The organism is Arthrobacter alkaliphilus (assembly GCF_021483235.1).
GTDB classification, from domain to species: domain Bacteria; phylum Actinomycetota; class Actinomycetes; order Actinomycetales; family Micrococcaceae; genus Arthrobacter; species Arthrobacter alkaliphilus.
The window spans coordinates 72,255-88,671 of record NZ_JAKEEC010000005.1; the positions used below are offsets into that span (position 1 = coordinate 72,255).

At 64.8% G+C, this 16,417-nt stretch carries 14 protein-coding genes; 5 read left to right on the forward strand and 9 right to left on the reverse strand.

Annotation, left to right across the window (positions count from 1 at the left end; genetic code table 11):
• Positions 1-17: 17 nt before the first annotated feature.
• Both secG and L0B83_RS05785 read left to right on the forward strand, forming a co-directional pair.
• Entirely contained in the window at positions 18-275 is a 258-nt protein-coding gene (secG, locus tag L0B83_RS05780; RefSeq protein WP_234757454.1) for a preprotein translocase subunit SecG, read from the forward strand.
• Between the two features lie 109 nt (positions 276-384).
• Positions 385-780 carry an RNA polymerase-binding protein RbpA gene (locus tag L0B83_RS05785; RefSeq protein ID WP_234757455.1) on the forward strand — a complete coding sequence of 132 codons (396 nt, stop codon included), beginning with the start codon at positions 385-387 and terminating at the stop codon, positions 778-780.
• Here the strand turns inward: L0B83_RS05785 and pgl are convergent.
• The 6 genes from pgl to tkt are packed head-to-tail and all read right to left on the reverse strand — an operon-like array spanning position 733 to position 8,990.
• Positions 733-1,551, reverse strand: a complete 819-nt coding sequence (pgl, locus tag L0B83_RS05790) for a 6-phosphogluconolactonase (protein WP_234757456.1) — start codon at positions 1,549-1,551, stop codon at positions 733-735. The two genes, L0B83_RS05785 and pgl, sit on opposite strands and share 48 nt — an antisense overlap.
• An 8-nt stretch (positions 1,552-1,559) precedes the next feature.
• Positions 1,560-2,483 (reverse strand): glucose-6-phosphate dehydrogenase assembly protein OpcA, encoded by a 924-nt coding sequence (locus L0B83_RS05795; protein ID WP_234757457.1) that lies wholly within the window; start codon positions 2,481-2,483, stop codon positions 1,560-1,562.
• Positions 2,480-4,045 carry a glucose-6-phosphate dehydrogenase gene (zwf, locus tag L0B83_RS05800; protein ID WP_234757458.1) on the reverse strand — a complete coding sequence of 522 codons (1,566 nt, stop codon included), beginning with the start codon at positions 4,043-4,045 and terminating at the stop codon, positions 2,480-2,482. Before zwf ends, L0B83_RS05795 begins: the two co-directional genes overlap by 4 nt.
• 15 nt (positions 4,046-4,060) lie before the next feature.
• Entirely contained in the window at positions 4,061-5,692 is a 1,632-nt protein-coding gene (locus L0B83_RS05805; RefSeq protein ID WP_234757459.1) for a glucose-6-phosphate isomerase, read from the reverse strand.
• Positions 5,693-5,697: 5 nt separating this feature from the next.
• A complete protein-coding gene (tal, locus tag L0B83_RS05810) occupies positions 5,698-6,816 on the reverse strand; it encodes a transaldolase (RefSeq protein ID WP_234757460.1) in 1,119 nt (372 codons plus the stop codon).
• A gap of 56 nt (positions 6,817-6,872) precedes the next feature.
• Positions 6,873-8,990 (reverse strand): transketolase, encoded by a 2,118-nt coding sequence (gene tkt / locus L0B83_RS05815; protein WP_234757461.1) that lies wholly within the window; start codon positions 8,988-8,990, stop codon positions 6,873-6,875.
• A 413-nt stretch (positions 8,991-9,403) separates the two neighbouring features.
• Between tkt and L0B83_RS05820 the strand changes: the two genes are divergently transcribed.
• On the forward strand, positions 9,404-10,366 hold the full coding sequence (locus tag L0B83_RS05820) for a heme o synthase (protein WP_234757462.1): 963 nt from the start codon (positions 9,404-9,406) through the stop codon (positions 10,364-10,366).
• A gap of 900 nt (positions 10,367-11,266) precedes the next feature.
• Here L0B83_RS05820 and L0B83_RS05825 read toward each other — a convergent pair.
• Genes L0B83_RS05825 through L0B83_RS05835 form a run of 3 tightly spaced genes read right to left on the reverse strand, consistent with a single transcriptional unit; the run spans position 11,267 to position 14,010 of the window.
• Positions 11,267-12,211 (reverse strand): COX15/CtaA family protein, encoded by a 945-nt coding sequence (locus tag L0B83_RS05825; RefSeq protein WP_234757463.1) that lies wholly within the window; start codon positions 12,209-12,211, stop codon positions 11,267-11,269.
• Between the two features lie 60 nt (positions 12,212-12,271).
• Positions 12,272-13,048 carry an ABC transporter permease gene (locus L0B83_RS05830; RefSeq protein ID WP_234757464.1) on the reverse strand — a complete coding sequence of 259 codons (777 nt, stop codon included), beginning with the start codon at positions 13,046-13,048 and terminating at the stop codon, positions 12,272-12,274.
• A complete protein-coding gene (locus L0B83_RS05835; protein ID WP_234757465.1) occupies positions 13,045-14,010 on the reverse strand; it encodes an ABC transporter ATP-binding protein in 966 nt (321 codons plus the stop codon). Before L0B83_RS05835 ends, L0B83_RS05830 begins: the two co-directional genes overlap by 4 nt.
• Before the next feature lie 152 nt (positions 14,011-14,162).
• Here L0B83_RS05835 and L0B83_RS05840 point away from each other — a divergent pair, with 152 nt between their 5' ends.
• On the forward strand, positions 14,163-14,930 hold the full coding sequence (locus tag L0B83_RS05840) for a helix-turn-helix transcriptional regulator (RefSeq protein WP_234757466.1): 768 nt from the start codon (positions 14,163-14,165) through the stop codon (positions 14,928-14,930).
• An 11-nt stretch (positions 14,931-14,941) separates the two neighbouring features.
• Positions 14,942-16,417, forward strand: a complete 1,476-nt coding sequence (gene sufB, locus L0B83_RS05845) for a Fe-S cluster assembly protein SufB (protein ID WP_234757467.1) — start codon at positions 14,942-14,944, stop codon at positions 16,415-16,417.

A 16,417-nucleotide genomic window follows, 5' to 3' on the forward strand; every position in this document is an offset into this window, starting at 1 on the left:
TCTTCTGAAAGGCCGTCGTGGACGTTCTTCAAGTTATTCTGCAGATCCTGCTGGGCATCACCAGCCTTCTGCTGACGCTGCTCATCCTTCTCCACAAGGGCCGTGGCGGCGGGTTGTCCGATATGTTCGGTGGCGGCATGAGCTCTGGATTGAGCTCTTCAGGTGTCGCAGAGCGAAACCTCAACCGCTTCACCATCGTCTTGGGCTGCACTTGGGGTGTCGTGATCATTGGACTCGGCCTCATCATGCGCTTCACCGCCGGCGCAAACTCCTAGCACCGGCTAACACCGACGCCGTCGGATCCTCGCACTGGCTGCGGGCTCTTACTAGACTAGGCTGCATGGCTTTCACAGCCATGCAGCCGAACTCTCAAGGGGATCGACGATGGTTCATGCTACTTCTGGATTCCGGGGCACACGGGCCGGCGTAACCGCTGGATCCGCCCCAAGGAACGAAACTGACTCCTCAGCCGGCGAAAGCCTGCCGCGTATTCGTGTTCCCTATTGGTGCGCCAAGGGACATGAGACGCGGCTTGTTTTCGTTAAGCTCGCCGAAGACCAAATCCCGGGCCAATGGGACTGCCCCAAATGCGGCCTGGTTGCAGTCCGGGAACCGGGCGAAGCCACCTTGGAACGCCCGGACGACGAGGTCTTCAAGAGCCACTTGGACTACGTTAAAGAAAGACGCTCCAGCCAGGACGCGGAGATTGTCCTGACTGGAGCGCTGGAGCGGCTACGCGCCCGCAGGGTCCTTTCGGACGAGCTGCTGGGGGACACGTGAGGCTGCATTCTCATCGATAAGCCATAGGGTCCTCGAGCGGCCGCTCGGACCCGCGGCGGGAACCTGGACCGGGTTGGCCCCGGCAAGGGCCAGTCCCACGGCGCCGGCCTTGTCCTCGCCTGCCACAACCATCCAGATTTCCTGGGCGGAGTTGATGGCGGGCAAGGTCAGCGAAATCCTCGACGGCGGCGGCTTAGGGGAGTTCTCCACCCCCACCACCGTGCGGTCCTTCACGCGGATACCTGCCCGCTCCGGGAAAAGCGAGGCGATGTGGGCATCCGGGCCGACACCGAGCAGCAGGATATCGAAGCGGGGCAGCTCGCCGGCCTCTTCCGGGCGATTGTCCGAAGCATCCGCCGCATGCTCCGCTTGCGCGGCGGCCTTGAGCCGGGCCGCGTAATCGGCGGCGGCGTCGTCCGCGGTGGCGAACTCATCGGAGGAGCCCGGTTCGTGGACGCGGGCCGGATCCACCGGCAGGCTGGAGAGCAGAGCCTCACGCGCTTGCACCGTATTCCGGTCCGCGCTGTCCTTGCCGACGAAACGCTCGTCACCCCACCAGAAGTTCACCCGTGACCAGTCGACAGCGGGAGCTGCGGGGGAGTCCGCGACTGCCCGCAGCGTGCCGATGCCCACTGTTCCGCCGGTGAGGACCACAGTGGCTTCCCCGTGCTTGTCCTGGACGTCCACCAGCTTGGTGATGAGGCGCGCCGCTATAGCTGCCATCAGCACGGTGGAGTCGGGATGGATGCTTACTCTTGGGTCAGCGCTCACTGGGACGGTCACTCCTTGCTGTTGGTTCGGGGCAGTCCCATAGTAATCACTTCTCCGAAGACATCGTCCGGATCAAGGCGGCGCAATTCTTCGGCGAGGCAGTCCCGCAGGCTTCGGCGAGGCAATGAGATCCGCTGGGCGGGCTGCCCCGGCTGGGTCAGTTCCGCCACTGTCAGGCCCGGACGAACCAGCTGGACGTCGCCCGTAGCCCGGCTTAGGCGCACCCTCCGGATGCCTGTTCCTGCGGGATCCGCGACGATCTCGACCGGTGCGTCGAGGAACAGCGTGAGCCACGAGGCCAGCAGCAGCGTGCTGGGAGAGTCAGAAGCACCCTCGACCTCGATAGCCGTCACGGGGGATTCGTCCACCTGGTCCAGGGCTGCCGCGAGCTGGAGGCGCCAGTTCGTCAGGCGTGTCCACGCGAGGTCGGTGTCCCCGGCCCGGTACGTTTCCCGGATTCGTGCCAGCGCCGCCGCGGGGTCCGGCTCGTTGGCGGAGTCCGTGATGCGGCGGTGCGCGATCCTGCCGATGGAAGTCTCGCAGGCGTTCTCGGGGGCGCCGTGCGGCCACCAGGCCACGATCGGCGCGTCCGGGAGCAGGAGTGCAGCGACGAGTGATTCGCTTTCCTTGGCGAGCTCACCGTAGCCGCGCAGCACGATGACCTCTGACGCTCCGGCGTCGCCACCCACACGGATCTGGCCGTCGAGGCGGGTCGGCGCTTCGCTGCCTGCGTCCGCAAGGACGATGATGCGGCAGGGGTGTTCGCGGCTGGCCTCGTTGGCTGCCTCGATGGCTTCTTCCTCGAGACCGGACTTGGTGACCACCACAAGGGTCAGGACGCGTCCGAGGGCGATCACGCCTCCCTGCTCGCGCAGGGAGGTGAGCTTCTTGGAGATCTTGGAGGTAGTGGTATCGGGAAGATCTACGATCATGGCCTTCTCCAGGTTCGTCCGTCGCGGGCAAGCAGTTCGTCGGCCGAGGCCGGGCCCCAGCTGCCGGGAGCATAGGGCTCGGGCTGTTCGTCGAGCCCGGCCCAGTATTCCTCGAAGGGGTCCAGGATCTTCCAGGACTCCTCGACTTCCTGGTGCCGGGGGAACAACGGGGGCTCGCCCAGGAGCACGTCCAGGATGAGGCGTTCGTAAGCCTCGGGACTGGACTCTGTGAACGAGTGTCCGTAACCGAAGTCCATCGTGACGTCGCGGACCTCCATCTGCGTACCGGGAACTTTGGACCCGAAGCGGATGGTGGCGCCCTCATCGGGCTGCACCCGGATCACCACGGCGTTCTGGCCGAAGTCGTCCTCGCCGTGGCCGCGGAAGAGCAGGTTGGGTGCCCGCTTGAAGACCACGGCAATTTCCGTGACACGGCGGCCAAGCCGTTTGCCGGCCCGCAGGTAGAACGGCGCCCCGGCCCAGCGCCGGGTGTTGATGTCCAGGCGGATGGCCGCATAGGTCTCCGTCTTGGAATCAGCCGGAATGCCTTCTTCCTCCAAGTAGCCTTGGACGAGCTCGCCGCCCTGCCAGCCACCCGTGAACTGGCCGCGGGCAGAATGGGTAGACAGGTCCTCGGGAAGCCTGACGGCAGCGAGCACCTTTTCCTTTTCGGCCCGCAGGTCGTCGGCATTGAAGGAGATGGGTTCCTCCATGGCCGTCAGGGCCAGCAGTTGCAGAAGGTGGTTCTGGATGACGTCGCGGGCCGCGCCCACGCCGTCGTAATATCCCGCGCGGCCACCGGTGCCGATGTCCTCGGCCATGGTGATCTGGACATGGTCGACATAGTTGGCGTTCCAGAGCGGCTCGAACAACTGGTTGGCGAAGCGCAGGGCCAGGATGTTCTGGACCGTCTCCTTGCCAAGGTAGTGGTCGATCCGGAAGACCGCGTCCGGCGGGAAGACGGACTCAACGATGGAGTTCAGCTTGCGCGCCGACTCCAAGTCGTGGCCGAAGGGCTTCTCGATGACCACCCGGCGCCACTGCCCCTCGCCGGCCTGCGCCAGCCCGTGCTTGGAGAGCTGCTGGCAGACCTGCTCGAAAGCCTTCGGCGGGATGGAAAGGTAGAAGCCGTGATTGCCGCGCGTGCCGCGGTTCTCGTCCAGTTCGTCGAGCGTGGCGCTGAGGCGCTTGAACGCCTGGTCGTCGTCGAACTCTCCTTGCACGAAGCGGATGCCTTCGGAGAGCTGGTTCCAGACGGACTCGTCGAACGGGGTGCGGGAGTGCGCCTTGACGTTTTCCTTGACCTCGTTCGCGAACTCCTCGTTGTTCCAGTCCCGCCGGCCGAAGCCGACGAGCGCGAAGCTCGGCGGCAACAGCCCGCGGTTGGCGAGGTCGTAGACCGCCGGCATGAGTTTCTTGCGGGCAAGGTCGCCGGTGACTCCGAAGAACACGAGCGACGATGGCCCTGCGATGCGGTTCAGGCGCCGGTCCCGGGGATCCCGGAGGGGATTGCGGTGGCTTGCCTTTCCGGTGGACCGGTAGCCGGTTTCAGTTTCTGGCATGTTTGGGTTTGTGCCTTAGCTTTCGAGCGCGCTGGCCTGGTCGGCCAATGCGGCGACGATTTCCTGGAGCTGGGCGACGCCGGCTCCGCGGTCCGTGAGGTGCAGCCGCAGGACCGGGCGGCCGTGGTTCTCGAGAACCTGGGCATCGCCGGCCGCCTGGGCCGCAATCAGTTGACCGAAGGTGAACGGACGGTCCGGGATCGCGATGTCGCCCGCCGCGGCTGCCGTCACCTGCAGGAACGAACCGATAGCCGGGCCGCCCTTGTGGAATTGGCCGGTGGAGTGCAGGAAACGCGGGCCCCAGCCAAAAGTGACCGGGCGGCCGCTGACGGCCGCGAGTTCATCGCGGATGCCTTCGAGTTGCGCGAACGCGATCCGGTCGAAATATGCCTGGACGCTCAGGTAGCCGTCCGCTCCGAGTTCGCCAAGGAGTGCCTTGACGGCATCGGCGACAGTCGCCACTTCGCCGAGCCACGCACCGCCGCGGACCTCGATCACGCCGTCGACGAAGTTCGCCGGCGTCGGCTCGGGCCGGGCGTCAAGCAGGCCGCGCGCGGCCACCTTGGCTGCCTCGACGTCGGGCTGGTCGAAGGGGTTGATGCCCAACAGGCGCCCTGCGACGGCGGTGGCGAACTCCCAAACGAACATTTGGGTGGCGAGGCCGCCGGCGATGGCGGCTTCGTTCTGGCCGAGCTCGACGTCGGATTCCGCACCGACGAGGCGGATCACCAGGACGTCCTCCGCGCCACTGCTGACCTCGGGCGCGGAGGGGCCGGCAACAACCGGCAGCACTCCAGTGCCGAGCTTGCCGGTGGACTCGGCGATGAGCTGTTCGGCCCAGTCCGCAAAACCAACGATTCCGGAGCCGTCTTCGACGATGACGATCTTGTTGCGCAGGGGGGTGGTTCCGCCCAGCGCGGCACCGAGCCGGAGCCCGATGTTTTCGGGGGAGTCGTCGTTGAGGATTTCCGCGGCTTCCTCGGCCTCATCCAGGAATGCCTGGATGTCGACGCCCGCGAGGCCGCTCGGGACCAGGCCGAAAGCCGTCAGCGCCGAAAAGCGGCCGCCGACGTTCGGATCGGCGTTGAAGACGGCACGGTAGCCTGCTTCGCGGGAGGCCTTGTCGAGCGGGGAACCGGGATCGGTCACGATAATGATGCGGCTCTTGGCATCGATGCCGGCCTCGGTGAAGGCCTGCTCGAACACCCGCCGCTGCGAGTCGGTTTCCACGGTGGAACCCGACTTGGACGAGACCACGATTGCGGTCTCGGCCAGGCGGTCCGCCAGGGCAGCACCGACCTGTTCAGGGTCGGTGCTGTCCAGCACGGTCAGCTCGACGCCAGCAGTGCCGGCAATGACCTCGGGGGCAAGCGAAGAGCCGCCCATGCCACACAGGACAATGCGGGAGACGCCTTCGGCGCGGAGGGCGTCCCGGAGTTCCAGGATCCCTTCGACCAAGGGCTGGGAAACGGTTGCCGCTTCCACCCATCCGAGACGGATGGCTGCTTCGGATTCGGCGTCAGGGCCCCACAGAGTGTGGTCCTTGGCGAAAATCCTGGTGGCAATCCGGTCTTCGACAAGTGCCGGGATGTGTTGCTCGATGGCCTGCTGCGCAGCACCGCTGGCGTCGTAGCTGAGAGTGCTCATGTGGGTTAGGAAGCCTTCCGTGCAGAGGCGAGGGCACCGTCGACGTCGGCCAGAAGTTCCTTCCAGCTGGCGACGAACTTGTCCAGGCCCTCGGATTCGAGGATTGCGACGACGTCGTTGTAGGAGATGCCCAGGCCCTCAAGCTGGTTAAGGACGTTGTTTGCTTCTTCGTAGGTGCCGGAGACGGTGTCACCCTTCACGACCGCGTGGTCGAACGTGGCGTCGAGGGTCTTTTCCGGCATGGTGTTGACGACCCCCGCGACCACCAGTTCGGTCACGTAGAGGGTGTCCGGGTACGCCGGGTCCTTGACACCGGTGGAGGCCCACAGCGGACGCTGGGGGCGCGCACCGGCTTCGGCGAGGACTGCCCAGCGCTCGGTGGAGAACAGCTCTTCGTAGACCTGGTACGCGAGGCGGGCGTTCGCGACGCCGGCCTTGCCCTTGAGGGCCTTGGCTTCCTCGGTGCCGATCGCGTCGAGGCGCTTGTCGATCTCGGTGTCCACGCGGGAGACGAAGAAGGACGCCACGGAGTGGATCTTGGAGAGGTCGTGGCCGTTTTCCTTGGCCTGTTCCAGTCCGGACTGGAACGCGTTGACGACGGCGCGGTAGCGTTCAAGGGAGAAGATCAGGGTCACGTTGACGCTGATGCCCTCGGCCAGGGTTGCCGTGATGGCGGCGAGGCCTTCAAGGGTTGCCGGGATCTTGATGTGGACGTTGTCCTTGTTGACCTTCTTGTAAAGGTGCTGGGCTTCGGCGATGGTTCCTTCGGTGTCCCAAGCCAGCCGGGGGTCCACCTCGATGGATACGCGGCCGTCGACGCCGTTGGTCGCGGCAGCGACCGGGGCGAAGAGGTCGCAGGCGTCGGCGACGTCCGTGGTGGTGATCTCGAAGACGGTTTCTTCGACCGACGCGCCCTTTGCGGCGCTTTCGGCGATCACGGCGTCGTAGTCGCTGCCGGCGGTAATGGCGGCGTGGAAGATCGACGGGTTGGTGGTGACACCGACGACGTTCTTCTCGTCGATGAGCTTCTGCAGGGTTCCGCTGGAAAGGCGTTCGCGGGAAAGGTCATCGAGCCAGATGGATACGCCGGCGTCGGAGAGCTGCTGGGTGGGAGTCTTAGTCATTTCGTTAATCTCCTTGGAAATCTGTTCGTTGCTGTCGGATTCGTCTCAGACGCGTTTCAGCTGGCGAGACCCGCGAGGGAGTCCTTCGCGGCGGCGGCGACCGCTTCCGCCGTAATGCCGAACTCCTTGAAGAGGCGCTTGTAATCTGCCGAGGCGCCGAAGTGCTCGAGGCTGATGGACCGTCCTGCGTCGCCGACGAAGTCCTTCCAGCCCAGTGCCAGGCCGGCTTCCACCGAGACGCGGGCCTTGACCGCGGCAGGAAGCACGGACTCGCGGTATGCGGAGTCCTGCTTGTTGAACCACTCGACGCACGGCATGGAGACGACGCGGGTGGCGATGCCTTCGGCCTGCAGTGCTTCACGGGCCTGGACTGCCAGCTGGACCTCGGAACCGGTACCGATGAGGATGACCTCGGCCGGGACCGTTGCACCGTCCTTCGAAGCCTCTGCCAGGACGTAGCCGCCCTTGGCGACCCCGGCGGTGGAGCCGAAAGTGTCACCTTCGGCAATGCCTTCGCCGCGTGCGTAGGTCGGGATGTTCTGGCGGGTCAGCACGATGCCTGCCGGGTTCTCGTGGTTCTCCAGCATGGCCTTCCATGCCGCCGCAACCTCGTTGGCGTCGCCGGGGCGGACGACGTCGAGGCCCGGGATGGCGCGGAGGCTGGCGAGCTGTTCCACCGGCTGGTGGGTGGGGCCGTCTTCGCCAAGGCCGATGGAGTCGTGGGTCCAGACATACAGCGACGGAACACCCATGAGTGCGCCGAGGCGGATCGCCGGACGCTGGTAGTCGCTGAAGATCAGGAACGTTCCGGAGAACGCGCGGGTCCGGCCGTGCAGTGAGATTCCGTTCACAATCGACGCCGCCGCGTGCTCGCGGATACCGAAGTGCAGCACCCGTCCGTACGGGTTGCCCTTCCATGCGCCGGTGGAGCGCGAGGCCGGGATGAACGAGGGTGAACCCTCGATGGTGGTGTTGTTGGACTCGGCAAGGTCGGCCGAACCGCCCCACAGTTCCGGAAGGACCGGGCCGATCGCGTTCAGGACCTTGCCGGAAGCGGCACGGGTGGAAACGTCCTTGCCTGCTTCGAACACCGGCAGCGCGGCGTCGAGTTCGACCGGAAGCTTCTTGGCCTCGATGCGCTCAAGCAGTGCCGCGCCCTCGGGGTTGGCGGTCTGCCACGCCTCGAAGGACGCCTGCCATTCGCTGCGCTCGGCCGCGCCGCGTTCGACGACGGCACGGGCGTGGGCCAGGACGTCCTCGTCAACCTGGAAGGAACGCTCGGGGTCGAAGCCCAGGACTTCCTTCAGTGCTGCGACTTCCTCGGCGCCCAGGGCGGAGCCGTGGATCTTGCCGGTGTTCTGCTTCTTGGGCGCCGGGTAGCCGATGATGGTGCGCAGCGAGATGATGGACGGCTTGGACGTCTCGGCCTTGGCGGCGAGCAGCGCGCTGTAAAGTTCCTGGACGTCTTCGACGTACTCGCCGGTCTTGGTCCAGTCCACGCGCTGGGTGTGCCAGCCGTAGGCCTCGTAGCGCTTGAGGACGTCTTCGGTGAAGGCCACGTCGGTGTCGTCTTCGATGGAGATGTGGTTCTCGTCATAGATCACCACGAGGTTGCCCAGTTCCTGGTGGCCGGCCAGGGAAGAAGCTTCCGAGGTGACGCCTTCCTGGAGGTCGCCGTCGGAGGCGATGACCCAAATGGTGTGGTCGAACGGGCTCTCGCCGGCGGGAGCATCGGCGTCGAACAGGCCACGCTGGCGGCGCTGCGAGTAGGCGAAGCCCACCGAGGAGGCCAGGCCCTGGCCCAGCGGGCCGGTGGTGATTTCGACGCCCGCGGTGTGCTTGTATTCCGGGTGGCCGGGGGTCAGCGAACCCCAGGTGCGCAGGGCCTCGAGGTCCTTCAGTTCCAGGCCGTAGCCGGAAAGGAACAGCTGGATGTAAAGCGTCAGCGAGGTGTGTCCGGGGGACAGGATGAATCGGTCGCGGCCGATCCAGTCCGGGTGCTTCGGGTCGTGGCGCATCAGCTTCTGGAACAGCAGGTAGGCGGCCGGTGCAAGGCTCATGGCCGTACCGGGGTGACCGTTGCCGACCTTCTCGACGGCGTCAGCGGCCAAAACGCGCACGGTGTCCACCGCACGCTGGTCCAGGCTTGTCCAAGTCAGTTCTTGCTCTTCCAAATGTGGCACGTAAACCGAGCCCCTCTCTGTGCTGACGACTGGTGACGGCACATGGCAAGCCTCGGGCACAGGATGGCGCCCGCTGCGAAGTTCCTACCAGCCGTTCACCATTGAAACGTTGATCTTTCATCCAGACATGCAAATCTGAGAATACGCTTTCTCGGAAACCTGCGTGAGCTGATCTGCAGACAGCTTAGCCCGGTTCGCAGCCCCAAATGGTGGGAATCCCAAAAAATGGACGCATATTCCGTTTTATGAATCACCCCGACGGCAACGTGGCGGTGAACTTTCGGAAACAAGCGAAAGTTGACCGGTGCCGTGGCCCCGGACAGGCCACGGTATGATATTTGGAGGCCGAACCAGGGTGCCGCCGCAGCGGGAAACCCGCCTTGAGAACACCAGCAAAGAACAGAGTGACTGCCAACGTGAGCACAACAGATACGCCCCTCAATGCTTCCCCGGCTCTAGGGAAGCGCGGAATGTCCCGTAAGTTCAAGGCGTATCTGGCACTGACCAAGCCCCGCGTGATCGAGTTGCTGCTGGTCAGCACCTTGCCCACCATGATTTTCGCGCAGCGGGGGTTCCCCTCGCTCGGCTTGATTCTGGCAACGTTGGTGGGCGGCGCCTTCGCTGCCGGCAGCGCAGGGGTCTTCAATTGCTACATCGATCGCGACATCGACAAGTTGATGCACCGGACGGAGAAGCGTCCGCTTGTGACCGGCGAAGTCAGCCCGCGCGAAGCACTCGTCTTCGCGTGGATCCTCGGAGCTGCCGCCATCGCCATCCTGTGGTTCGGTGCCAATCCGCTGTCAGCGTGGCTCGGTCTTGGTGCGATTGTTTTCTACGTTGTCATCTACACCATGATCCTCAAGCGCCGCACGGCCCAGAACATCGTGTGGGGCGGTGCTGCCGGCTGCTTCCCGGTGCTGATCGCCTGGGCCGCGGTGACAAATACGGTCGAGTGGCCCGCCGTCGTGCTCTTCATGGTGATCTTCCTGTGGACTCCTCCGCACTACTGGCCCTTGTCGATGCGGTACGGCGAGGACTACCGCAACGCCAACGTCCCCATGCTCGGTGCCATCGCCGGCGCCAAGGTGGTTTCGGTCCAGGTGGTTCTCTACGCCTGGGCCATGGTGGCCTGTTCCCTGCTCCTGGTGCCGGTGGGCCGCGCCGGTTGGGTGTACACCGCGGCCGCCGTCCTTGCCGGCGCGTGGTTCCTGTACGAGTCCCATGCCCTCTACAACCGGGCGCAGGGCGGGGAAGTGTCGAACAAGGGAGCGATGAAGGTCTTCCACGGCTCAATCAGCTACTTGACGCTTCTGTTTATTGCCCTCGCGGTAGATCCGTTCATCGGTTCGCCGATCATGGGCGGCTGACGCCCGTTCCCCCGGACGCCCGGACCCCTGCTCACGTTTGGCAGCGTTTCCTCGGACGCCCGGTCACGTTTCGCGTTGTTTCCCCGGACGCCCGGTGACGTTTCTCTGCACATCCGCCGACCATAGTCCAGATATAGCGGCGTACCCTCCGACGCCTGCTCACGTTTGGCGCCGTTTCCCCGAACGCCCGGTCAGGTTTGGCGCCGTTTCCCGGGACGCCCGGTCACGTTTCGCTGCAAATCGGACGCCGGTTCACGTTTGGCGTCGTTTCCCGGGACGCCCGGTCACGTTTCGTTGCACATCGGACGCCCGGTCAGGTTTGGGGTCGTTTCCTCGGACGCCCGGTCACGTTTCGCTGCAAATCGGCCGACCATAGTCCAGATCGCGCGTCCACCGACGCCGCCTCACGTATTTCAGCCCAAATGAAAACCCTCCTTCCCATGGTTCAAATCCCTGTGTGAAGGAGGGTTTTTTGGCGCGCGGGATGTGACCGGGGGTTCGGGGCTGGCGCGCGGGATGTGACCGGGGGTTCGGGGCTGGCGCGCGGGATGTGGCCGGGGGGTTGGGGTTGGCGCGCGGGATGTGGCCGGGGGGTTGGGGTTGGCGCGCGGGATGTGGCCGGGGGTCGGGCGTAGACCCGCCGGATGTGGCCGGGGGTTGGGGGTTGGCGCGCGGGATGTGACCGGGGGTTCGGGGCTGGCGCGCGGGATGTGGCCGGGGGGTTGGGGTTGGCGCGCGGGATGTGGCCGGGGGGTTGGGGTTGGCGCGCGGGATGTGGCCGGGGGTCGGGCGTAGACCCGCCGGATGTGGCCGGGGGTTGGGGGTTGGCGCGCGGGATGTGACCGGGGGTTGCCCGAAAGGGGCGTTTATATGACCGGGGATCGCCGGGGGAGGCGGGCGTCAGGCCTTAGGGCTGAACCGGGCCACGTCGGCGGCGTTCGTCGCTGCACTCATGAGCAGGGCGGCACCCAACATGTGGGCACCTACCAGGAGGGCCGGGATGCCGTTGTAATACTGGGTGAAACCAATTACTGCCTGCAGAACCGTCACGGCAAGCAGAAGCAGGGCAGCCGTGCGGAACAAACCTGTGATTGGCTTCCGTAGGACCATGTAGACGGCGAAGGCGGCTCCGGCCGTGATCAGGTACGCGGGCACTGCGTGGATGTGCGAGAACAGGTCCCAATCGAGATCGTTGCGCGGCGCGTTCGCGTCGCCGGCGTGGGGTCCGGCGCCAGTCACGACCACGCCGAGGCACACCGCGACTGCAGAGAAGAATGCGACGGCGGTCATCACAGGGCTCATTGCGCCCGGAATCGGCGGCAACGTTCCCCTCATGAAGCGGCCGGTCCGGCCATAAGCACGGTTGACCAGGAGCGTGGAGAAGACGACCAGGGCCATGGACACCAGAAAGTGCAGGCCGACAACCCAGGGGTTCAGATTGGACAGCACGGTGATGCCGCCGATGATGGCCTGTGCCGGAATGCTGGCGAGCAGGCCCAAGGCCAGGAGGAAAAGGTCGCGGCGTTCCTTGCGAAGATTCCACAAATACACCAGCGTCAGTACGGCGACGGCGGCGAGGACGAACGTCAGCGTGCGGTTGCCGAATTCGATGAACCCGTGAATACCCATCTCGGGCGTATTCACAAGCGAACCGCTGGTGCAACGCGGCCACGTTGGGCAGCCGAGGCCCGAGGATGTCAGCCGGACCGCGCCGCCGGTGACCACCAGGACCACCTGGCCGATCAGCGACAACATCGCCAGCCGGCGGATCGTGCTGTTAACTTCCGTGGGGAGCTTGGCGGTCAGCTGGTGGATGGACTTTGGAAGGCGGGAAGCCGTGCTCACAGTTTTCTCAATTCTCGGTACTCAATTCGCACTGACGTTTCTGTTTCACAACGGGGACACTCAGTTCCATTTGAACCACCGGACCGCGGCCGCGCCGGGAACGATGGTCCAGAGCAACAACACGAGAACGTAGGGTACGGACACGTTGCCTTGGAGGAAAGCATCCCTAAGGGACTGGCCCAAGGCCCCTGAGGGCAGGAAGTGCACGACGTTCTGCGCCAGTTCCGGCAAACGCTCGGCAGGCACCACGATTCCGCCGAGGGCGCCCAACAAGATCCAGAGCAGGTTTGTAATGGCGAGCGTTGCCTCGGGCCGCACGGTGCCGGCAACCAGGAGCCCGAGAGCAGTGAAGGCGGCCGCACCGAGAATCAAAAGCGCCAGGCCCGAGAGCCAGCCTTCAGGACGCGGATGCCAGCCAAGCAACGCTGCCACGGCCCCGATCACCAGGACCTGGAGGACCAAGACGGCCAAGACGGCGATGATCTTGCCGGCGATAAGGCCGGTCCGGCCCAAAGGAGTAGTCGAGAGGAAGCGGAGCACGCCGTAGCGGCGGTCGAACCCGGTGGCGATGCCTTGGCCCGTAAATGCCGTGGACATGGCACAAAGCGCGAGAACACCCGGCGTCGCGATGTCCACACGGCCGGCGCCCAAGCCATCCAGAAGCGGTGTAACGGTGAGTCCCACCAGTGCCAGCAAGGGCATGATCACCGCGAGGATCAACTGCTCGCCGTTCCTGATCATGGTCAAAGTCTCGTAGCGGCCCTGCAGCAAGATCCGGCGCATGAGGGGTGCCGGTCCGGCGTGGGGTGAAGTGCGCTCGTGGATTGCGCTGGTCATCGGATCTCCCTTCCGGAAATGTCCAGGAATACGTCTTCCAGGCTGCGCGCCTCCAAGCGGAGCGACGCCGGCATGATGCCCTTCTCTGCCCACCAGGCCGTGAGTTTCGCCAGATGCTGTGGCGTCAGCGTGCCCGAGATCGCGTAGCTACCCGCCCGGCTTTCGGTGATGGCGAGGTCGTCGCCGATCGCTGCGGAGATGTCGAGGCCGGCCGGGGCATCGAAGAACAGGGTACGTTCGGTCACGCCGTCCATGGCCTCGTGGCTGTGGCTCAACAAGTCGGCGACGGTGCCCTCGGCGACGTTGTGGCCGCCGTCGATGATGTAAACATAGTCCGCTAGCCGCTGCGCGTCATCCATGAGGTGGGTGGTGAGGATGATGCCCATGCCGGAATCCCGGAGTTCGGCGATGAGCTCGAAGACGATTTGGCGGGACTGGGGATCGAGCCCGGCGCTGGGCTCGTCGAGGAACAGGACTTCGGGGTTGCCGATCAAGGCGGCCGCAAGCGAGAGCCGTTGCTTTTGGCCTCCGGACAAGCGGCGGACGCCCGTCCGGCTGAAGGTATCGATGCCCAGGCGCTCGACGAGGCTGTCCAGCGGCAGGGGCTTCCGGTACATGCCCGCGATGTGCCGAAGCAGGGGGATGGGACGGGCCGACGGCGGGAGGCCGCCGTCCTGCAGCATCACGCCAACGCGTGAACGGAGGTTCGCGCCGGCCGTGTCAGGGTCTTCGCCGAGAAGCTCGATGCGGCCGCCGGTACGCTTTTGGAGGCCTTGCGCGCATTCGAGCGTTGTTGTCTTTCCGGCGCCGTTGGCGCCCAGCAAGGCCGTGATCTGACCGCGTTCGGCGAACATTGAAAGGCCGCTGACTACCCGCAGCATCTTGCCGTCAAGGGAAGCCAGCGGGCCGACGTCCTTGATGAGTCCATCGATGGTGAGGACAGGGGATTCGGGGGATCGCACCAAAGTATTCTACGTGAAGTAGTAGGGGTGCTGCGGGCAAGGTGCCGCAGGCCAGCCTTGCCTTACTGGATGCCCGGACTAAATTACGACATGATTGTGTTGTGTATTCCATGAGGAGTTCTATTTCCGTGCCCGGAAGGCACAGCGCGGTGATGCCCGAGCCCGTTGGCACTGGCGTTGGAGTCGCTGATGCGGAAGACCGCACCCGGAACCGCGTTCTGAACGCGGTATTGGAACACGGCCCCGTAAGCGCGGCCGAACTCGGCGACATGCTCGGATTCACCCCCGCGGCTGTCCGCCGGCATTTGGATCACCTGCAGCGCGCCGGGGTTATCGAGGTAAAGCGCGTCGCGAAAGCGGGTGCCGGCGCAGGCCGGCCTGCCCGTCGCTATGTGCTGAGTTCCCAAGGGCAGTCGAAGCTCGGGGATGACTACTTGAACATTGCCAGTTCCGCGTTGCGGCGGCTGCGGGACCTCGCAGGCGAAGAGGCGGTCAGGGACTATGCGGTGGAGCGCTTTGCCGAGATGGAACAGCGCTACGCGCCCGAAATCGACCAAGCGGGTTCAGACATCGCCGCCCGCGCCGTGGCGCTGTCCAAGGCGCTGAGCCGGGACGGATACGTCGCATCGGCTGCGTCGATAGAGACCAAAGCGCCACTGCCCGCTTCCCTCTCAAGCGTCCAGCTGTGCCAGGGCCATTGCCCCATCCAACAGCTCGCCGCGGAATTTCCCGTTTTTTGCGACACTGAGACCGAACTGTTTTCCCGATTGGTCGGCGTCGATGTCCGCAGGCTCTCCACCCTCGCGCAGGGCGGACATGTCTGCACCACCCACATTCCTACGGGCAGGCCGGCCGCCAAGGAGGCCCTCGGGCTTCCGAAGCTGCCGGACGCGCCCCATGTCGAATCCAACAATCAGTAAGAAAGGCCGTGATGACGGGTCAATTAGCTGAAGGAACAGCAGAGAAAGCGCTAGCTGACGGTGCTGTGATCTCGGAGATTCTGGAGAAGAATCCCGAGCTGCACGGTATCGGCAACTACGAGTACGGATGGGCTGACAAGAACGACGTCGGCGCCAACGCACGCCGTGGTCTCAACGAAGAGGTAGTCCGCGACATTTCGGCGAAGAAGAACGAGCCGGAATGGATGCTGGACCTTCGTCTGAAGGGTTTGAAGTACTTCGACCGGAAGCCCATGCCCACGTGGGGTGCAGACCTCTCCGGCATTGACTTCGACAACATCAAGTACTTCGTGCGCTCCACCGAGAAGCAGGCTGCCACGTGGGAAGACCTCCCCGAGGACATCCGCAACACCTACGAGAAGCTGGGCATCCCGGAAGCCGAGCGCAGCCGCCTCGTCTCCGGCGTGGCCGCGCAGTACGAGTCCGAGGTCGTGTACCACCAGATCCGCGAGGACCTGGAAAAGCAGGGCGTGATCTTCCTGGACACCGACACCGCGCTTCGCGAGCACCCGGAAATCTTCCAGGAGTACTTCGGCACCATCATTCCGGTTGGCGACAACAAGTTCGCGTCGCTGAACACGGCCGTGTGGTCCGGCGGTTCCTTCGTGTACGTTCCCAAGGGCGTCCACGTCGAGATCCCGCTGCAGGCCTACTTCCGCATCAACACGGAGAACATGGGCCAGTTCGAGCGCACGCTCATCATCGCGGACGAGGACTCCTACGTCCACTACATCGAAGGCTGCACCGCTCCGATCTACACCTCGGACTCGCTGCACTCCGCCGTGGTGGAAATCATCGTGAAGAAGGGCGCCCGCGTCCGGTACACGACCATCCAAAACTGGTCCAACAACGTGTACAACCTGGTCACCAAGCGCGCCGTCTGCGAAGAGGGCGGCACCATGGAATGGATCGACGGCAACATCGGCTCCAAGGTGACCATGAAGTACCCGGCTGTCTACCTCGTGGGCGAGCACGCCAAGGGCGAGACCCTGTCCATCGCCTTCGCCGGCGAAGGACAGCACCAGGACACCGGCTCGAAGATGGTCCACATCGCGCCGAACACCAAGAGCTCCATCATCTCCAAGTCGGTTGCCCGCGGCGGCGGCCGTGCAGCGTACCGAGGCCTGGTCCAGGTCCGCGAAGGCGCCAAGCACTCCGCCAACACCGTCCGTTGCGACGCCTTGCTGGTAGACACCATTTCCCGTTCCGACACCTATCCCTACATCGACATCCGTGAGGATGACGTGGTGATGGGTCACGAGGCCACCGTTTCGCGGGTCAGTGAGGAGCAGCTCTTCTATCTGATGTCACGCGGCATGCCCGAGGACGAGGCCATGGCCATGATCGTGCGCGGCTTCATTGAGCCGATTGCCCGCGAGCTGCCCATGGAATACGCCCTTGAACTCAACCGCCTGATTGAACTGCAGATGGAAGGATCCGTCGGTTAG